This is a genomic window from Pseudomonas sp. MWU12-2029 (assembly GCF_023242425.1).
Classification (GTDB): Bacteria; Pseudomonadota; Gammaproteobacteria; order Pseudomonadales; family Pseudomonadaceae; genus Aquipseudomonas; species Aquipseudomonas kribbensis.
In genome coordinates this window covers 482,195-497,183 of the sequence record NZ_JALJDY010000002.1, presented here as the reverse complement: position 1 = coordinate 497,183, position 14,989 = coordinate 482,195, and the positions used below count along the sequence as shown (strand labels likewise).

The following is a 14,989-nucleotide window of genomic DNA, read 5'->3' as shown; positions in this document are numbered from 1 at the left end:
AGGCATCCCATTGACCCGTGAAATCGAACAATTACTGCGGCCACCCGGAAAATAAAGGACGGCCACCTGCGGTAACGATTCAGACGTTGCCTGGCACAAAAGGCCGCGCATTATAACCGGCGTTCTGTCATTCGGGGGCGACACGGTCTGTAGGCTCAAGCCCCGGTTTTCTGGCAGTGAAGGAAAAATCTGCTAACAATGCACACGGTGCGTATAACGGCAGCTACGCCATAATGCGCGCCGAGCTAAAAGGAGCATCCAATGAGCAGCACTGCACAAACTGCTGAAGGCGAAAAAATTCTTATTGTTGACGACGATCCGGGGCTGAGCAGCCTGCTGGAACGCTTCTTCGTCAGCAAGGGCTACCGTGCCCGCGCCGTACCGAACACCGAGCAGATGGATCGTCTGCTGTCCCGTGAAGTGTTCAACCTGGTCGTTCTCGACCTGATGCTGCCGGGCGAAGACGGCCTGACCGCTTGCCGTCGCCTGCGTGGCGCGAACAACCAGATCCCGATCATCATGCTCACTGCCAAGGGCGACGAGCTGAGCCGGATCAAGGGCCTGGAACTGGGCGCCGACGATTACCTGGCCAAGCCGTTCAACCCGGACGAGCTGATGGCCCGCGTCAAAGCCGTGCTGCGCCGTCAGGCCGCACCGGTACCGGGCGCGCCGGGCAGTGAAGAAGAGAACGTCACGTTCGGCGACTACGTGCTGTCCCTGGCCACCCGCGAACTCAAGCGCGGCGACGAAGTGCACATGCTCACCACCGGTGAGTTTGCGGTACTCAAGGCCCTGGTGATGAACGCCCGTCAGCCGCTGACCCGCGACAAGCTGATGAACCTGGCCCGTGGCCGGGAGTGGGATGCCCTGGAGCGTTCCATCGACGTGCAGATTTCCCGTCTGCGCCGGATGATCGAACCCGATCCGTCCAAGCCGCGCTACATCCAGACTGTCTGGGGCGTGGGTTACGTGTTCGTGCCGGATGGCAACTCCACCAAGTGACGGGTGATTTGTAGGAGCGGGTCTGCGGGGAACGGTCGAAAGTGCCAGCTCCGCAGACTCGTTATCCGCAATATGCGAGCATTGCTCGCTCCTGCAAGTGCGTAGCGGTTATCCATGAAAACCCCTGTCTGGTTCCCCCAAAGTTTCTTCTCCCGCACCCTGTGGCTGGTGCTCATCGTCGTATTGTTTTCCAAGGCACTGACCCTGGTTTATCTGCTGATGAACGAGGACGTGCTGGTGGATCGTCAATACAGCCACGGTGTCGCCCTGACACTGCGTGCCTATTGGGCCGCCGATGAAGAGAATCGCGCGAAGATCGCCGATGCCGCGACCCTGATCCGGGTGGTCGGTGCCGGTGTGCCGGAAGGCGAACAGCACTGGCCGTACAGCGAAATCTACCAGCGGCAGATGCAGGCGGAACTGGGTGCCGACACCGAGGTTCGACTGCGCATGCATTCGCCGCCGGCGTTGTGGGTGCGCGCGCCGAGCCTGGGTGATGGCTGGCTGAAAGTGCCGTTGTATCCCCATCCGCTGCGCGGCCAGAAAATCTGGAACGTGCTCGGCTGGTTCCTCGCCATCGGTCTGCTCTCGACCGCTTCCGCATGGATTTTCGTCAGCCAGCTCAACCAGCCATTGAAGCGTCTGGTGTATGCCGCGCGGCAGCTCGGTCAGGGCCGCAGCGTGCGCCTGCCGATCAGCGATACACCCAGCGAAATGACCGAGGTTTATCGCGCCTTCAACCAGATGGCTGAAGACGTCGAACAGGCCGGTCGTGAACGAGAACTGATGCTCGCCGGGGTTTCCCATGACTTGCGTACGCCGTTGACCCGCCTGCGACTGTCGCTGGAACTGATGGGCGACCGCACCGACCTGACCGACGACATGGTGCGCGACATCGAAGACATGGACGCGATCCTCGACCAGTTCCTCGCGTTCATTCGCGATGGTCGGGACGAGTCGGTGGAAGAAGTGGACCTGAGCGATCTGGTGCGCGAAGTCGCGGCGCCGTACAACCAGAGTGAAGAGAAAGTGCGCTTGCGTCTGGAGCCGATCCAGCCGTTTCCGCTGCGTCGGGTGTCGATGAAACGTCTGTTGAATAACCTGATTGGCAATGCGTTGAATCATGCCGGCGGTAGCGTGGATGTCGCAGCCTATGTGTCCGGCGACACCAGTGCGCCGTATGTGGTGCTAAGCGTGATGGACCGTGGGGCGGGGATTGATCCGTCGGAGCTTGAAGCGATCTTTAACCCGTTCACTCGTGGCGATCGGGCGCGGGGCGGGAAGGGCACCGGACTGGGGCTGGCGATCGTGAAACGGATTGCTTCGATGCACGGTGGCAATGTCGAGCTGCGCAACCGCTCCGGTGGCGGGTTGGAGGCGCGAGTGCGGTTGCCGCTGGGATTGATGTTGCCAAGAGATGCCGTTTGAGAGCAGCCCCGAGCCGCAAGCTTCGAGCTGCAAGCAAACGCGGATTTTACTCGCCGCTTGCAGCTCGTAGCTCGCTGCTGTTTTCTATCCTTTGCCTTTGGTGCGAGTCATGTTCGGCCCGCCGTTCTTCTCGAGATGCTCGATGATGATCCCCGCCACATTCTTGCCGGTGGTGGTCTCGATCCCTTCCAGGCCCGGCGACGAGTTCACTTCCATCACCAGCGGCCCGTGATTCGAACGCAGGATATCCACACCCGCCACCGCCAGGCCCATGACCTTGGCGGCGCGCAATGCGGTCATGCGTTCTTCCGGGGTGATCTTGATCAGGCTGGCGCTGCCGCCCCGGTGCAGGTTGGAGCGGAATTCCCCGGGCTTGGCCTGGCGTTTCATCGCCGCGATCACCTTGTCGCCGACCACGAAGCAGCGGATGTCGGCGCCGCCGGCCTCCTTGATGTATTCCTGCACCATGATGTTCTGTTTCAGGCCCATGAAGGCCTCGATCACCGACTCCGCCGCCGTTGCGGTTTCGCACAGCACCACGCCGATGCCCTGGGTGCCTTCCAGTACCTTGATCACCAATGGCGCGCCGTTGACCATGTCGATCAGGTCGGGAATGTCGTCCGGCGAGTGGGCGAACCCGGTCACCGGCAGGCCGATGCCCCGGCGTGACAGCAGTTGCAGCGAACGCAGCTTGTCCCGGGAACGGGCGATGGCCACCGATTCGTTGAGCGGAAACACCCCCATCATTTCGAACTGACGCAGCACCGCGCAGCCATAAAACGTCACCGATGCGCCGATCCGCGGGATCACCGCATCGAAACCTTCCAGCGGTTTGCCGCGATAGTGGATCTGCGGCTTGTGGCTGGCGATGTTCATGTAGGCGCGCAAGGTATCGATCACTACCATTTCATGCCCGCGTTCGGTTCCGGCTTCGACCAGACGGCGGGTGGAATACAGACGCGGATTCCGCGACAGCACAGCGATCTTCATGCAACACCTGTGGAGGAGGTAGATACCGGGAACACCGGCTTGTCTTGTACATATTTGATGCCCGGATTGACCACCAACTGGCCGTCGATCAGGGCTTTGGAACCGAGCAGCAGGCGATAGCGCATGGACTTGCGGCAGGCGAGGGTGAACTCGACCGGCCAGACCCGATCACCGAGGGCCAGGGTGGTGCTGATCACATAGCGCACCTGGGCCTGGCCGTTGGAACTCTTGATGGTCTTGCGGGTGACCAGCGGCGCTTCGCAACGCCGGTGGCGCAACTGCACCACCGTGCCCAGATGCGCGGTGAAGCGCACCCACTTCTCGCCGTCCCGTTCGAACGGCTCGATGTCGGTGGCGTGCAGGCTGGAGGTGCTGGCGCCGGTGTCGATTTTCGCCCGAAGGCCCGCGACTCCCAGATCCGGGAGCGCCACCCACTCGCGTAGACCGACAACGGTCAAATGGTCAAATGTCTTCAAAAAAATGCTCAACCGGTGAAAACCGATCAGCCCGCAGGGGGCCGGATTTGCGGTATTCACGCAGAATAGTGGTTAAAAGGCGACAGATATCTACGGCCCGGATAGGCACCATCTCAAGCACGCCCCGGAATGTGCGCATTGTAATCCGGGACGGTGCAATTCATGGCACGACAGAAACGGTAGTACAGTTCATCAATATTTCAGAATGAGGAAATTCCATGGCACAAAAAAGCGAAGAGGACGACAAGGTCCGTCTCGATAAATGGTTGTGGGCTGCACGTTTTTTCAAAACCCGTGCCTTGGCCAAAGCCGCCATTGAAAGCGGCAAGGTGCATTGTCGGGGAGAGCGCTGCAAGCCTGGCAAAGAGCCACGCATCGGCGATGAATTCGAGATTCGCACCGGCTTCGATGAAAAGACCGTTGTGGTACAAGCCCTGTCGATCGTGCGTCGTGGCGCGCCGGAAGCGCAGACGCTGTATGCCGAGACCGAGGCCAGTATCGCCAAGCGCGAGGCGGCTGCGGCGATGCGCAAGGCTGGCGCGCTGGGCGTGACCACCGATGGCAAACCGAGCAAGAAGCAGCGCCGGGATCTGTTTAAATTTCGTGGGAACAGTGGCGGAGAATAAAAAATCGCAGCCTGCCGGTCCTGACTCAGGACTCGTCAAAGGCTGCGATTTTTTTCAGCGGTCGTCGATTATCGTGCGGACACGACAGTCATCCGCGAAATCACCGGCAACTTGCCCAGCAGCCCGAAAATCGGCGCCGTCACCTTCAGCCAGAAGTTCGCCGCGTGATAGGCAAACGGCGTGTAATAGCCCCAGCCCAACGCCCACACCGCCAGCAGCAGACCACCGATGTAATCGTCCTGGCCCCAATGTGCACCGGCCACCAGCCGCGGCAGCATGAACAGCAGCGCCAGGCCCCAGACCGTCAGGAACTGGCCGGCTGACCGACTGAACACACCCATGAACAACGCCCAGATCAGCAGCACCGAAGCATGATCGCCGGGAAAGCTCTGGCTCGAGCGATCCTTCAGCTCAAAGGTTTTCTCCAGATGCGGGAAGTAGTCGCTCATATGGACGGCGCCTTCGAGCACCATGGAAGGGCTGTTGTGCTGCCAGCCCATGTGGTCGGCGAATTTGGAAAACAGCGCGCGGATCACCACCATCAGCATCAGGATCGAAAAAAATCCGAAGAACGCGCGACGTACGTCAATCGCCTTGAACACCCAGTCGCCCTTGATCAGCAGCGTCAGCAGAATCAGTCCGACGACAACGTCGAACGGGCGCAGACTTGCAATTGCCCAGATGTGGAGCCATATGGGGTTGCTGGCCAGCGGAGTATTGAGTGAGCGGAACAGCCACTCGTCGAAAACCACACACAGCATCTGGCCTGTAGGCCATAACCAGAAAGCCAGTAGTGCCAATGGCACCGCATTGCACAGAACCAGCCGGCCGAGGTTCCACCTTGATTGGAACAAACCCGGATTGTTCATAAAATGCCTCCCGTGGCTGAACATAGGCATCAAAATGGATGCCAGAAGCGCGGGATTTTCATTCTTTGTAACCTTTTTGTCATTAAAATCAGATACCTAGACCTATGAGCGATTTCCTCGATACCGATTACACCCAACGCTTCATCTTCGATGACAGCGACACGCGCGGCGAACTGGTGTCGCTGGAACGCAGCTACGCCGAAGTGCTCGCCAAGCACCCGTACCCGGAGCCGGTTGCGCAATTGCTGGGCGAATTCATGGCTGCCGCGTCGTTGCTGGTGGGCACCCTGAAATTCGATGGCTTGCTGATTCTTCAGGCACGCTCCGAAGGCCCGATTCCGCTGCTGATGATCGAGTGCTCCAGCGAGCGTGAAATCCGTGGCCTGGCCCGTTACGAGGCAGACCTGATCGCTCCTGACGCGACCCTCGCCGACCTGATGCCCAACGGCGTTCTGGCCCTGACGATCGACCCGACCGTAGGCCAGCGCTATCAGGGCATCGTCGACCTCGACGGCGAAACCCTGTCCGACTGCTTCACCAACTACTTCGTCATGTCCCAGCAGGTCGGCACCCGCTTCAAGCTCTGCGCCGACGGCCGTCGCGCCCGTGGCCTGCTGCTGCAGCAACTGCCGGCCGATCGCCTGAAAGATGAAGAAGAACGCGCCGCCAGCTGGCAGCACATTACCGCGCTGGGCAACACCCTGACTGCTGATGAACTGTTGAGCCTGGACAACGAAACCGTTCTGCATCGCCTCTACCATGAAGAGCAGGTCCGTCTGTTCGATGTGCAGAAACTGCGTTTCCACTGCAGCTGCTCCCGCGAGCGTTCGGGCAATGCACTGGTCAGCCTGGGTCTGGAAGATGCGCAGCAATTGGTGGCCGAACAGGGTGGCAGCGTCGAGATCGATTGCCAGTTCTGCAACCAGCGCTACCTGTTCGATGCGGCGGATATCGCTCAATTGTTCGCTGGCGCGGGCGTCGAGACGCCGTCAGATACCCGGCACTAAAACGGTTCAGCGCAGGTAAATTCACTGCTCAACGACGGAATAACGCCGTTACGACGGGAGGGCCCTACTCTTTTTGGGCTTTTCTGGCATAATCCGGCCCACTTTTTTCGCGGTAGTAGTGCACGACTTTCTACTACAAAACGTTTGGAGCACACTCGGCCACTGGCCGACGGGGAACCTCATGACGCAAGCCAATAACGCCGTGTACACCGATCTGAGTGTTGATGATCTGGTAAAAGAAGCCCTGAAACGCGGTGAAGGCGAGCTTGCCGATACCGGCGCTCTGGTTGTTCGCACCGGTCACCGCACCGGCCGTTCGCCAGTCGACCGTTTCATCGTTGAAGAGCCTTCCACCCAGGACGCGATTGCCTGGGGCCCGATCAACCGCAAGTTCCCGGCCGACAAGTTCGACGCGCTGTGGGCTCGTGTCGAGGCGTTCAACAACGCGCAAGAGCATTTCGTTTCCCACGTGCATGTAGGCGCGGCCGAAGATCACTACCTGGCCGTGAAGATGACCACCCAGACTGCCTGGCAGAACCTGTTCGGTCGTTGCCTGTTCATCAACCCGGCCCAGTACAACCCGGCCGGCCGTGAAGAGTGGCAAGTGCTGAACGTCGCCAACTTCGAGTGCGTGCCTGAGCGTGACGGCACCAACTCCGACGGTTGCGTGATCCTCAACTTCGCCCAGAAAAAAGTGCTGATCGCCGGCATGCGTTACGCCGGTGAAATGAAGAAAGCCATGTTCTCGGTGCAGAACTTCCTGCTGCCGGCTTCCGACGTGCTGCCAATGCACTGCGCTGCCAACATCGGCGAAGCAGGCGACGTGACCCTGTTCTTCGGTCTGTCCGGCACCGGCAAGACCACCCTGTCGGCCGACGAAAGCCGTTACCTGATCGGTGACGACGAACACGGCTGGGGCGAAGGCGTTGTCTTCAACATCGAAGGCGGCTGCTACGCCAAGTGCATCGACTTGTCCGAGAAGAACGAGCCGGTCATCTGGAAAGCCATCAAGCACGGCGCAGTCCTGGAAAACGTCGTGATCGACGACGCCAAGCACGCCGACTACGCCGATGTCAGCCTGACCCAGAACAGTCGCGCAGCCTACCCGCTGGAGCACGTTGCCAAGCGTTCCGAGAAGAACCTGGGCGGCGAGCCGAACGCTGTGATCTTCCTGACCTGCGACCTGACCGGCGTACTGCCGCCAGTGTCGATCCTGAACAACGAGCAAGCGGCCTACCACTTCCTGTCCGGCTACACTGCACTGGTGGGCTCGACTGAAATGGGTTCGGGCAGCGGCATCAAGTCGACCTTCTCCACCTGCTTCGGCGCACCGTTCTTCCCGCGTCCAGCTGGCGAATACGCCGAGCTGCTGATCAAGCGCATCAAGGGCTTCGGCTCCAAGGTCTACCTGGTCAACACCGGCTGGACCGGCGGTGGCTACGGCGTCGGCAAACGCTTCAACATCCCGACCACCCGTGCGGTGATCGCAGCGATCCAGAGCGGCGCGCTGATCGGTGCCGAAACCGAACACCTGGACACCATCAACCTGGACGTGCCACTGGCCGTACCGGGCGTCGAAACCAACCTGCTCAACCCGCGCAACACCTGGGCTGACAAGGCTGCATACGACGAAGCTGCCAAAGCACTGGCCGGTCTGTTCATCGAGAACTTCAAGAAGTTCGACGTGAGCGACGCGATCAAGGCTGCCGGGCCTAAGTTGTAAGGCTGAGTTCTGGTGAATGAAAAAGCCGCCTCTTGAGGGCGGCTTTTTTGTGCGTGACAAGTTAGTTACGGCTACTTCTTCTAATTTGCCGAAAGTCGAAAAGCAGGGGCCATTTTTTCCTGTTCACGCCTTGGAATGCCAAGCGCGTCAGCCAACTCCCGCCACTGCGATACGGTTTCTTTGAAGTCACTGATGATTTTGTCGGCATCCTCACGGTCAACTCGGAAATGACTTGCCACTTCCATAGCAAGCTCCAGATCCAAAGCATTGTCCGAATCAGTGATGTTCAGTTTCAACCCATCCGCATTCGCCACCGGATTCATGTCGTAAGCCTCGGACAACCGCCACCCGCGACCAGGGTCGAGAAGGAATCCGTGGTTACGCAGATGGTCGTCGGTGTTCGAAACGAGAATGTTGAAGACGATTCGCGACCAGAGCTCGCGCAGGTCGGTGTCGACTTCTGAGCCGTGTTCAATGATCGCTCGAGCCAGTTCGATGTAGCTGGCGTCATTCGAGGCATCGTCACCGTCGACGCGGTCGGTCATGGTCATGGCGGAGGCGAAGTGGAAGCGGCCACCGGATCTGCTCCGGTCAAAGCGTTTGACCATGAAGCAGTGGTGCTGGCTCGCGTAACGCTGGGCGGTGGCGGTTGCGACTCTTAAGCCGCAGCTTTTGGCGAGAGCATTTACCACCATTTCCCAGGCACCGACGTCGTAGTCATCTCGTATGCTCGGAAACTTGGCGATCCACAGATGACCGTGTTGGTCTGCAACGCTGGCTTTGGGTCTGGCGCCACCCAGCGAGCCGCCGGGTGCGATCAGCATTCTTAGCCACTCGCGTCCTTCCAATGCTGTGTTGTCCGGGTCGTTTTCCAGTGCGCGACTCGCTTGCTCCAATGCACGCAGCTCCAGAAAGGGTGGCGCTGCTATGCCATCGCGGTCATCGAGGAAGGGGCCTTCATCATTGAGCTTGTAGCGCAGGCCTCCCACGCGAAAGAGGTCATGTACGCCCAGCAGGTAGTCGGACTCGTACAGCTTGCTGCCTTTTGGCATCAAGCCGTCCCGGATGTCGCGCTCCTGCCGCCGCTTCATCAGTAGGCGTCCCCAGCGATCAGGGCTTGAGTCTGCGAATGCACCGAACTGAGTTTGGTGCCCACCCGGGAACTGGTGTCCTTCGAAAAGGTTGATACGGGGATCCAGCTTCATGAAGCTCAGTTCTGGATCGGCCAGTGCGGCTGGATCGTACTCAAACTCGAACACTTCGTTAGCACGGGCCTTTCTGGCATGCAGGAATCCGAGGCGCCTTGCGCCATTCAAGGATTCCCAATCTGCATAAACCGCAATTCGCGTCATTCTTCACCTGTTTTGGCGCCGCTTTTTTTCTTGTTCAACAGTTCTGAAAGCGAGTGGGTATTGAGGGGAAAGTCTTCCGTCAGGCTGGCGATGTAGGCGCTGTCTTCCCCCACTCTTGTGCTCTTTTCGCCGACCAGAGGCGACTTCTTGATCCTGGATGTTCCGCGTACTCGTTGGGGTTTTGCTCCTGGCAGCAATTGTGCGTCCTGCAATCGGCGCCCCATCTCATCGGCCTCGGCCAGTTTATTCAGGTCCTTTTCCAGCCCGAGTACCTGCATGACTGACAGATAGGCACCGATGGTTACTCCCGAGCCACCGGACTCCAGTGAGCGCAGGGTTGTCAGCGACATGCCTGATCGTTCTGCGACTTGCTTGGCCGTCAGTTTGCGGCGCAGGCGGGCCAGCTTCAGGCGCTCGCCAAACTCGGAAAGCAGTCTGGAAGTTGTGGGCAAGAGCGATGCTGTCTTATTAGCCATGTGCCAATATTCCTTCATTTTTAAGCCTTAACTACCAGAATAGTAGCACTTAAGGCTGAGAAGAATGTTCGGCAAGACAAGTGGAGGCAGAAACAGCTAACTGGAAGTATTCCACCTGTTTTTATGGCTAATGAGCAGAATTTTGGTACTTATTTGTCTTTTTCATTGTCAGGAATCGGTGCGCTTTGAAGGTGTTCTTCGATTTTCTGCGGCACCTTTGGAGCAGGTGGCGAGTTGAGGTCTCCGTGCTCGCGGCGAAAGATTTCATCCAACTGTTTGACGCTTTCCATCAGCTCATCAAAAAATTTGCTCACGAGAATCTCCATTGTTTGATTGCGTTTTTTCCATCGCTCTCAGGTAGTGCCTGAGAGCGATTCGATCACTCAGCTTCAGGCCGGGGCTTTCCAGCTCAGCATTTTCTGCTGGGCGACTTGCAGCAGGTCACAGCCGTCTTTGGTCAACAGGTAGAGGGCGTGGGTGATGTGCGGGATGTCTTCGACGTCGGCGTGTTTGAAGCAGAGGCAGTAGAGGGTTTGCAGCAGGTCGCTGGAGGCACGCAGGCGCTGGACGGCGCATTCGAGGATGTCTTGCGGGTTGGCATCGGTGTCGATGACCAGGGGCTTGGTGTCGGTGAGGTTGGAGTCGAGTGGACGGTAGCGATCGGAGTGGAGCTCGTTCCATGATTTCATTTTTTAGATCCTCAATTGCTTCGAATGAAGCCACCAAATCGTGACCAAGCGACTGGAGGCGACTGTGTTCGGGTTGGTCAACCGGTGAGGATCATGCACATACCCGGCACGCTCGAAAGCGTCCCAAACACAGCCACCATAACGCTGCTGGCAATTGAGTGCCGGCAGCATACAGCGGACGCGAATGCATGATCCAATCGGGTGACCAAGCCCGAGCCGCTGAATTGGCAGCGACAGTCACAACTATAGGTTTCGGCCCACTGGCGCCGATAGAAGACAAGGCGCCGGTGCGTGTAGGAACGGGATGCAGATTCGAGCAGGCCGTTCCTACAGATCGATCACTGTTTTCAACGAATCGCCCGATACGCCTCAACATCCAGCACACTCGTCGTCAGCCCGCTCGCCGGTGTGTAGATCGTGCCTTTCACCGTCGAGAACGGAACGCCTTTGCTGCCCAGTGACACGTAGCGTTCGCCTTGGTCCAGTTCGGTGAATCAGGTGTAGGAGCACTTCTCCATGGCCTTGTATTTCGCTGCCGCGTTGACGATGGTGTCGGTGAGGTTGAGGTTCTTGTCGAGCACGGTGCCCCAGCGTTTCAGGCACACCTCGGCAAAGTGACGGACGATCAGGCCAGGTTCGGCCACAACCTTCGGACCACTGACGCCATCGGCCAAAGAATTGCCGACCAGCGTGGCGTGACGGCCGGGCATGGGGAAAATGCTGGTTTTAGTGCCGGTCGCGGTTTGCGGGTGGAAACCAGTTCGCCATCCCAATAGTTTTCGTGGGTGTTATCAAACTTTGTGGAACCTGTACCGCAAAAGAAAATAGTCAGCGTAGTCATGTTGTTGCTCTTGGTTGATGAAAGAGCAAACAGGCTGGTTCTGAATTTTGCAGTAGTGGTAGTGAAGGGTTGTTGCGAACTTTGTAAGTTTGGCGGGTGTCGTCAATTGTTTATTCGTTGCCTGGCAACTTCCAGCAAGTCGCAGCCGTCCTGCGTCAATAAATAAAGCGCATTGACGATGTTGGGGATGTCTTTCACATCGGCCTGTTTGAAACACAGGCAGTAAAGAGTTTCCAGCAGGTTGTTGGCTGCACGCAGTCGCTGATCGGCGGCATCAAGGAGATCGCGGTGGCTCGCTTCGGTATCAATGACCAGCACGGGCGTTTCGCTATGGCTGGTTGTGAGTGAGCGGTATCGGGTGTTGAGCGGTTTGAACATGTTCATGATCGGGTGAGTTCCTTACGACGTCGCCATGGCGGGCCGATACAGTGTTTTCAGTCGCGCCGGCCACTATAGAAGGACGCCTTCGAGCGGAACAAGACAGCCACGATGGACAGAATTCGTAGGGGTTTTTCCTGGGTTCGGGCATTTGCCCTACGCGTTTTCCAAGCTTTTTCACAGCCAAACCCTGATCAGCGAAATTTCCCACGTGTTTGTCGGGCGATTCCCGATAAACCTCTGTATGGTGCGCGCCAGAATCCGTAGGGCGTTTCCAGACGTCCGACACACGCTTAAAGGGAATTAGGTATGCAGTGGCTACGAATGGCCTCGATCATTTTGCTGTGGGCCAGTGGTTGTCGTTTGGCGGTGGCCTCCGACACGGGCAACGGGTTGGCGCTGGCCAACCTGGAACGCAGCGGTTGGCCTGACGCACTCACTACTCAGGCCAACATCGACACAGCCTCCCGCGCTGAGGTGCTGATCTTCGGCAAGGCCCTGTTGGCCAGTGAAGCGCTGGACGAAACGGGACTCAAGCAACGACTGGGTGTGCAGCAGATGCAGCTCAAGTCGATCCGGCAAGTGCGCGACGGTCTGTGGGATCGCCTGCTCAACACCTATCGCAATGCCAGTCAGAACTGTGATGAACAAGCGTTTTGCCCACGGGTGCGCAGCGTCGCCGATCTGCGCCAGCTGGCGGCGGCATTCACCGGTGATATCAGCCCGGCCCATGCACAATGGGCAAGCAAGAGCCTGGACGTGCATGAGCGGGTACTGGATGAGCAACTGCGGGTGGCCGTGTTGCGGCCATAAAGCTGCTTTTGCGGGTGTCAGGCCGAAAGGGTTTCACCGGTTGTCGCGGCGCAAGCCCAGGGCGGGGGGAAGTTGTCGGGAGAGGGCGTACATCCACTCAGTAACAGGGATGCAAAGATCAGGGCCAAGGGCAGTTTCAAACGGTTCGACATGTTCACTCCTTGATAAAAATCCATGGGCATCGGCCGTCCTGGCTCGACGCGTGACGGACATTACCTTCAGCTCGATTCACACGGCGATGAACAAAGTGTTTCATTTGTTTGATCCCGTGGCGTGGCCGCCGACGCTGTATCATCCCGTATCGATTTGCCCCCCGACCTTTTCTCGATTCGCTGCGATCGCCCGCTAGGCTGTTGGCATCACAGCGGTCAACGGAGTGACAGCGAATGCACAACACCCTGGAACAGGTTTTCGGTTATCCACAGTTTCGACCCGGTCAGGAAGCGGCAATCAGCGCTGTGCTCGCTGGGCGCTCGGCGGCGGCGATCTTTCCCACCGGGTCGGGAAAATCCCTTTGCTACCAGGTGCCGGCTCTCCTGCTGCCACACCTGACGCTGGTGGTCTCGCCGTTGCTGGCGCTGATGCAGGACCAGCTCGAATTCTTGCGGCGTCACGGCATTTCGGCGGGGAGCATCGACTCGGCACAAAGCCGCGAAGACGCCAACGATGTGATGGCCCGCGCCCGTTCGGGTGAGCTGAAGATCCTGATGATTTCCGTCGAGCGCCTGAAGAACGAGCGTTTTCGCAATTTTTTGCAGCAGGTGCCGATCTCGTTGCTGGTGGTGGATGAGGCGCACTGTATCTCCGAATGGGGCCACAACTTCCGGCCCGACTACCTCAAGTTGCCGGACTACCAGCGTCAGTTCAACATTCCGCAGACCCTGCTGCTGACCGCCACGGCAACGCCGAAAGTCATCGCCGACATGCAGGCGAAATTCGCTATCGCCGCTGAAGATGTGGTGACCACCGGTTTCTATCGGCCCAACCTCAACCTGCTGGTGGAGCCAGTGCGCGGCGAGGACAAGCGTCGACGGCTGGTGCAGTGGATGGCCGAGCGGGCAGGCCAGCCGACCATCGTCTACGTCACCCTGCAGAAAACCGCCGAACATATCGCCGAGCATCTTGGGCGCCATGGCATTCAGGCCGAGGCTTATCACGCCGGGCTGCCTCACGAACAACGGGACGCGATCCAGAAGCGCTTCATGGGTGGGCAGTCCAATTGCATCGTCGCCACCATTGCGTTCGGCATGGGTATCGACAAGAGCGACATCCGCAACGTGGTGCATTTCGACCTGCCCAAATCCATCGAGAACTACAGCCAGGAAATCGGCCGCGCCGGGCGTGACGGGCAACCTTCCGACTGCCTGGTGCTGGCCAACCGCGACAGCCTCAATGTGCTGGAAAACTTCGTCTACGGCGACACACCGGAGCGCGATGGCATTCGCCATGTGCTGGACGAGTTGCAGGCCGCTGCACCTGAAGGTCAGTGGGAGTTTTTGCTCGGGCCGCTGGCGGATCAGAGCAACATCCGTGCGCTGCCATTGAAGACGTTGCTGGTGCAACTGGAGCTGCGAGGTCTGATTGCCCCGCGCTACGCGTATTACGCCGAATACCGCTTCAAATACCTGCTGGAACCCGAGGCGTTGCTTGAGCGCTTCGAGGGTGAGCGCAGGGATTTCGTCGCGGCGATCATCCATACCTCGAGCCGCGCACGGACCTGGGCCACGGTGAATTTCGAGGCGATGTACACGCAACATTCCGCTGAGCGCAACCGCGTGGTGAAGGCGCTGGATTACTTCCAGGAGAAGGGCTGGGTCGAGCTGGAAAGCAAACAGATGACCGAGGTCTACAACGTGCTGCACAGCAGCTTCGACAGCCAGGTCTTGAGTGGCGAGCTGCATGATTACTTCTCCCGCCACGAACAGACCGAAGTGGCGCGGATTCACGCGATGCTCGAATTGTTCGCCACCGAGCGCTGCCTGGGCTATCGACTGGCGGAGTACTTCGGTGATCACAATGCCCCCGAGCAGTGCGGGCATTGCTCGGTGTGTCACGGGCAGATTGCCCGGTTGCCGGCGCCTCCGGAATTGCCGGCGCTTGTGGATAAAAGTTTCCCGGCGTTGTGCGGCGACTTTATCCACAGGCACGAGCAGCAGACCGGCAGTGCGCCTTCGGCGGAGCGGCTGACGCGGTTTCTGTGCGGGATCAGCGTGCCGCTGTTCACCAGGCTCAAGGCGCGGACGATTGCCGGGTATGCGGCACTGGAGGAGTATCCCTACGCGGATGTGCGGGCCTGGGTTCAGGCGCATCTCTGAAGCG

The 14,989-nt window shown here is 58.9% G+C and carries 15 protein-coding genes and 1 pseudogene; 7 read left to right on the top strand and 9 right to left on the bottom strand.

The genetic code is table 11. From position 1 onward, the window contains the following. Window positions 1–261: 261 nt before the first annotated feature. Both ompR and M5B44_RS07170 read left to right on the top strand, forming a co-directional pair. Window positions 262–1,002 (top strand): two-component system response regulator OmpR, encoded by a 741-nt coding sequence (gene ompR, locus M5B44_RS07175; protein ID WP_007952694.1) that lies wholly within the window; start codon window positions 262–264, stop codon window positions 1,000–1,002. A gap of 114 nt (window positions 1,003–1,116) precedes the next feature. After that, complete coding sequence (locus M5B44_RS07170) at window positions 1,117–2,430, top strand: ATP-binding protein (RefSeq protein ID WP_085712711.1); 1,314 nt, start codon at window positions 1,117–1,119, stop codon at window positions 2,428–2,430. Window positions 2,431–2,514: 84 nt separating this feature from the next. Here the strand turns inward: M5B44_RS07170 and rimK are convergent, their stop codons facing one another. Then, on the bottom strand, window positions 2,515–3,420 hold the full coding sequence (rimK, locus tag M5B44_RS07165; RefSeq protein WP_007949201.1) for a 30S ribosomal protein S6--L-glutamate ligase: 906 nt from the start codon (window positions 3,418–3,420) through the stop codon (window positions 2,515–2,517). Further along, a complete protein-coding gene (locus M5B44_RS07160; RefSeq protein ID WP_263860145.1) occupies window positions 3,417–3,878 on the bottom strand; it encodes an ATP-dependent zinc protease in 462 nt (153 codons plus the stop codon). The genes rimK and M5B44_RS07160 overlap by 4 nt, the downstream gene beginning before the upstream one ends. Window positions 3,879–4,114: 236 nt before the next feature. Between M5B44_RS07160 and M5B44_RS07155 the strand changes: the two genes are divergently transcribed. Further along, window positions 4,115–4,522: an RNA-binding S4 domain-containing protein gene (locus tag M5B44_RS07155; RefSeq protein WP_085712712.1), complete on the top strand. Its 408-nt coding sequence runs from the start codon at window positions 4,115–4,117 to the stop codon at window positions 4,520–4,522. Window positions 4,523–4,590: 68 nt separating this feature from the next. Here the strand turns inward: M5B44_RS07155 and M5B44_RS07150 are convergent, their stop codons facing one another. Further along, a complete protein-coding gene (locus M5B44_RS07150; protein WP_248738664.1) occupies window positions 4,591–5,391 on the bottom strand; it encodes a phosphatase PAP2 family protein in 801 nt (266 codons plus the stop codon). A 104-nt stretch (window positions 5,392–5,495) separates the two neighbouring features. On the opposite strand from M5B44_RS07150, the gene hslO reads away from it, so the two are divergent. Then, complete coding sequence (gene hslO, locus M5B44_RS07145; RefSeq protein WP_248738663.1) at window positions 5,496–6,398, top strand: Hsp33 family molecular chaperone HslO; 903 nt, start codon at window positions 5,496–5,498, stop codon at window positions 6,396–6,398. Window positions 6,399–6,579: 181 nt separating this feature from the next. Then, window positions 6,580–8,121, top strand: coding sequence for a phosphoenolpyruvate carboxykinase (locus M5B44_RS07140; RefSeq protein ID WP_085733328.1), 1,542 nt, complete (start codon window positions 6,580–6,582; stop codon window positions 8,119–8,121). An 80-nt stretch (window positions 8,122–8,201) separates the two neighbouring features. On the opposite strand, the gene M5B44_RS07135 is transcribed toward M5B44_RS07140, so the two are convergent. From M5B44_RS07135 to M5B44_RS07110, 6 genes and pseudogenes are all read right to left on the bottom strand, one after another. Then, window positions 8,202–9,473: a type II toxin-antitoxin system HipA family toxin gene (locus M5B44_RS07135; protein WP_248738662.1), complete on the bottom strand. Its 1,272-nt coding sequence runs from the start codon at window positions 9,471–9,473 to the stop codon at window positions 8,202–8,204. Next, a complete protein-coding gene (locus M5B44_RS07130) occupies window positions 9,470–9,949 on the bottom strand; it encodes a helix-turn-helix domain-containing protein (protein WP_248738661.1) in 480 nt (159 codons plus the stop codon). Before M5B44_RS07130 ends, M5B44_RS07135 begins: the two co-directional genes overlap by 4 nt. 149 nt (window positions 9,950–10,098) lie before the next feature. Further along, entirely contained in the window at window positions 10,099–10,263 is a 165-nt protein-coding gene (locus M5B44_RS07125) for a hypothetical protein (protein WP_248738660.1), read from the bottom strand. Window positions 10,264–10,338: 75 nt separating this feature from the next. Then, on the bottom strand, window positions 10,339–10,638 hold the full coding sequence (locus tag M5B44_RS07120; RefSeq protein WP_085712718.1) for a hypothetical protein: 300 nt from the start codon (window positions 10,636–10,638) through the stop codon (window positions 10,339–10,341). Between the two features lie 347 nt (window positions 10,639–10,985). Further along, window positions 10,986–11,387, bottom strand: a pseudogene (locus M5B44_RS07115) (hypothetical protein); the annotation flags it as partial. A gap of 194 nt (window positions 11,388–11,581) precedes the next feature. Further along, a complete protein-coding gene (locus M5B44_RS07110) occupies window positions 11,582–11,863 on the bottom strand; it encodes a hypothetical protein (RefSeq protein ID WP_248738659.1) in 282 nt (93 codons plus the stop codon). Window positions 11,864–12,166: 303 nt separating this feature from the next. On the opposite strand from M5B44_RS07110, the gene M5B44_RS07105 reads away from it, so the two are divergent. Beyond that, window positions 12,167–12,670, top strand: coding sequence for a polysaccharide deacetylase (locus M5B44_RS07105; protein WP_248738658.1), 504 nt, complete (start codon window positions 12,167–12,169; stop codon window positions 12,668–12,670). 386 nt (window positions 12,671–13,056) lie between these two features. Continuing rightward, a complete protein-coding gene (locus tag M5B44_RS07100; protein ID WP_248738657.1) occupies window positions 13,057–14,985 on the top strand; it encodes an ATP-dependent DNA helicase RecQ in 1,929 nt (642 codons plus the stop codon). Window positions 14,986–14,989 lie beyond the last annotated feature (4 nt).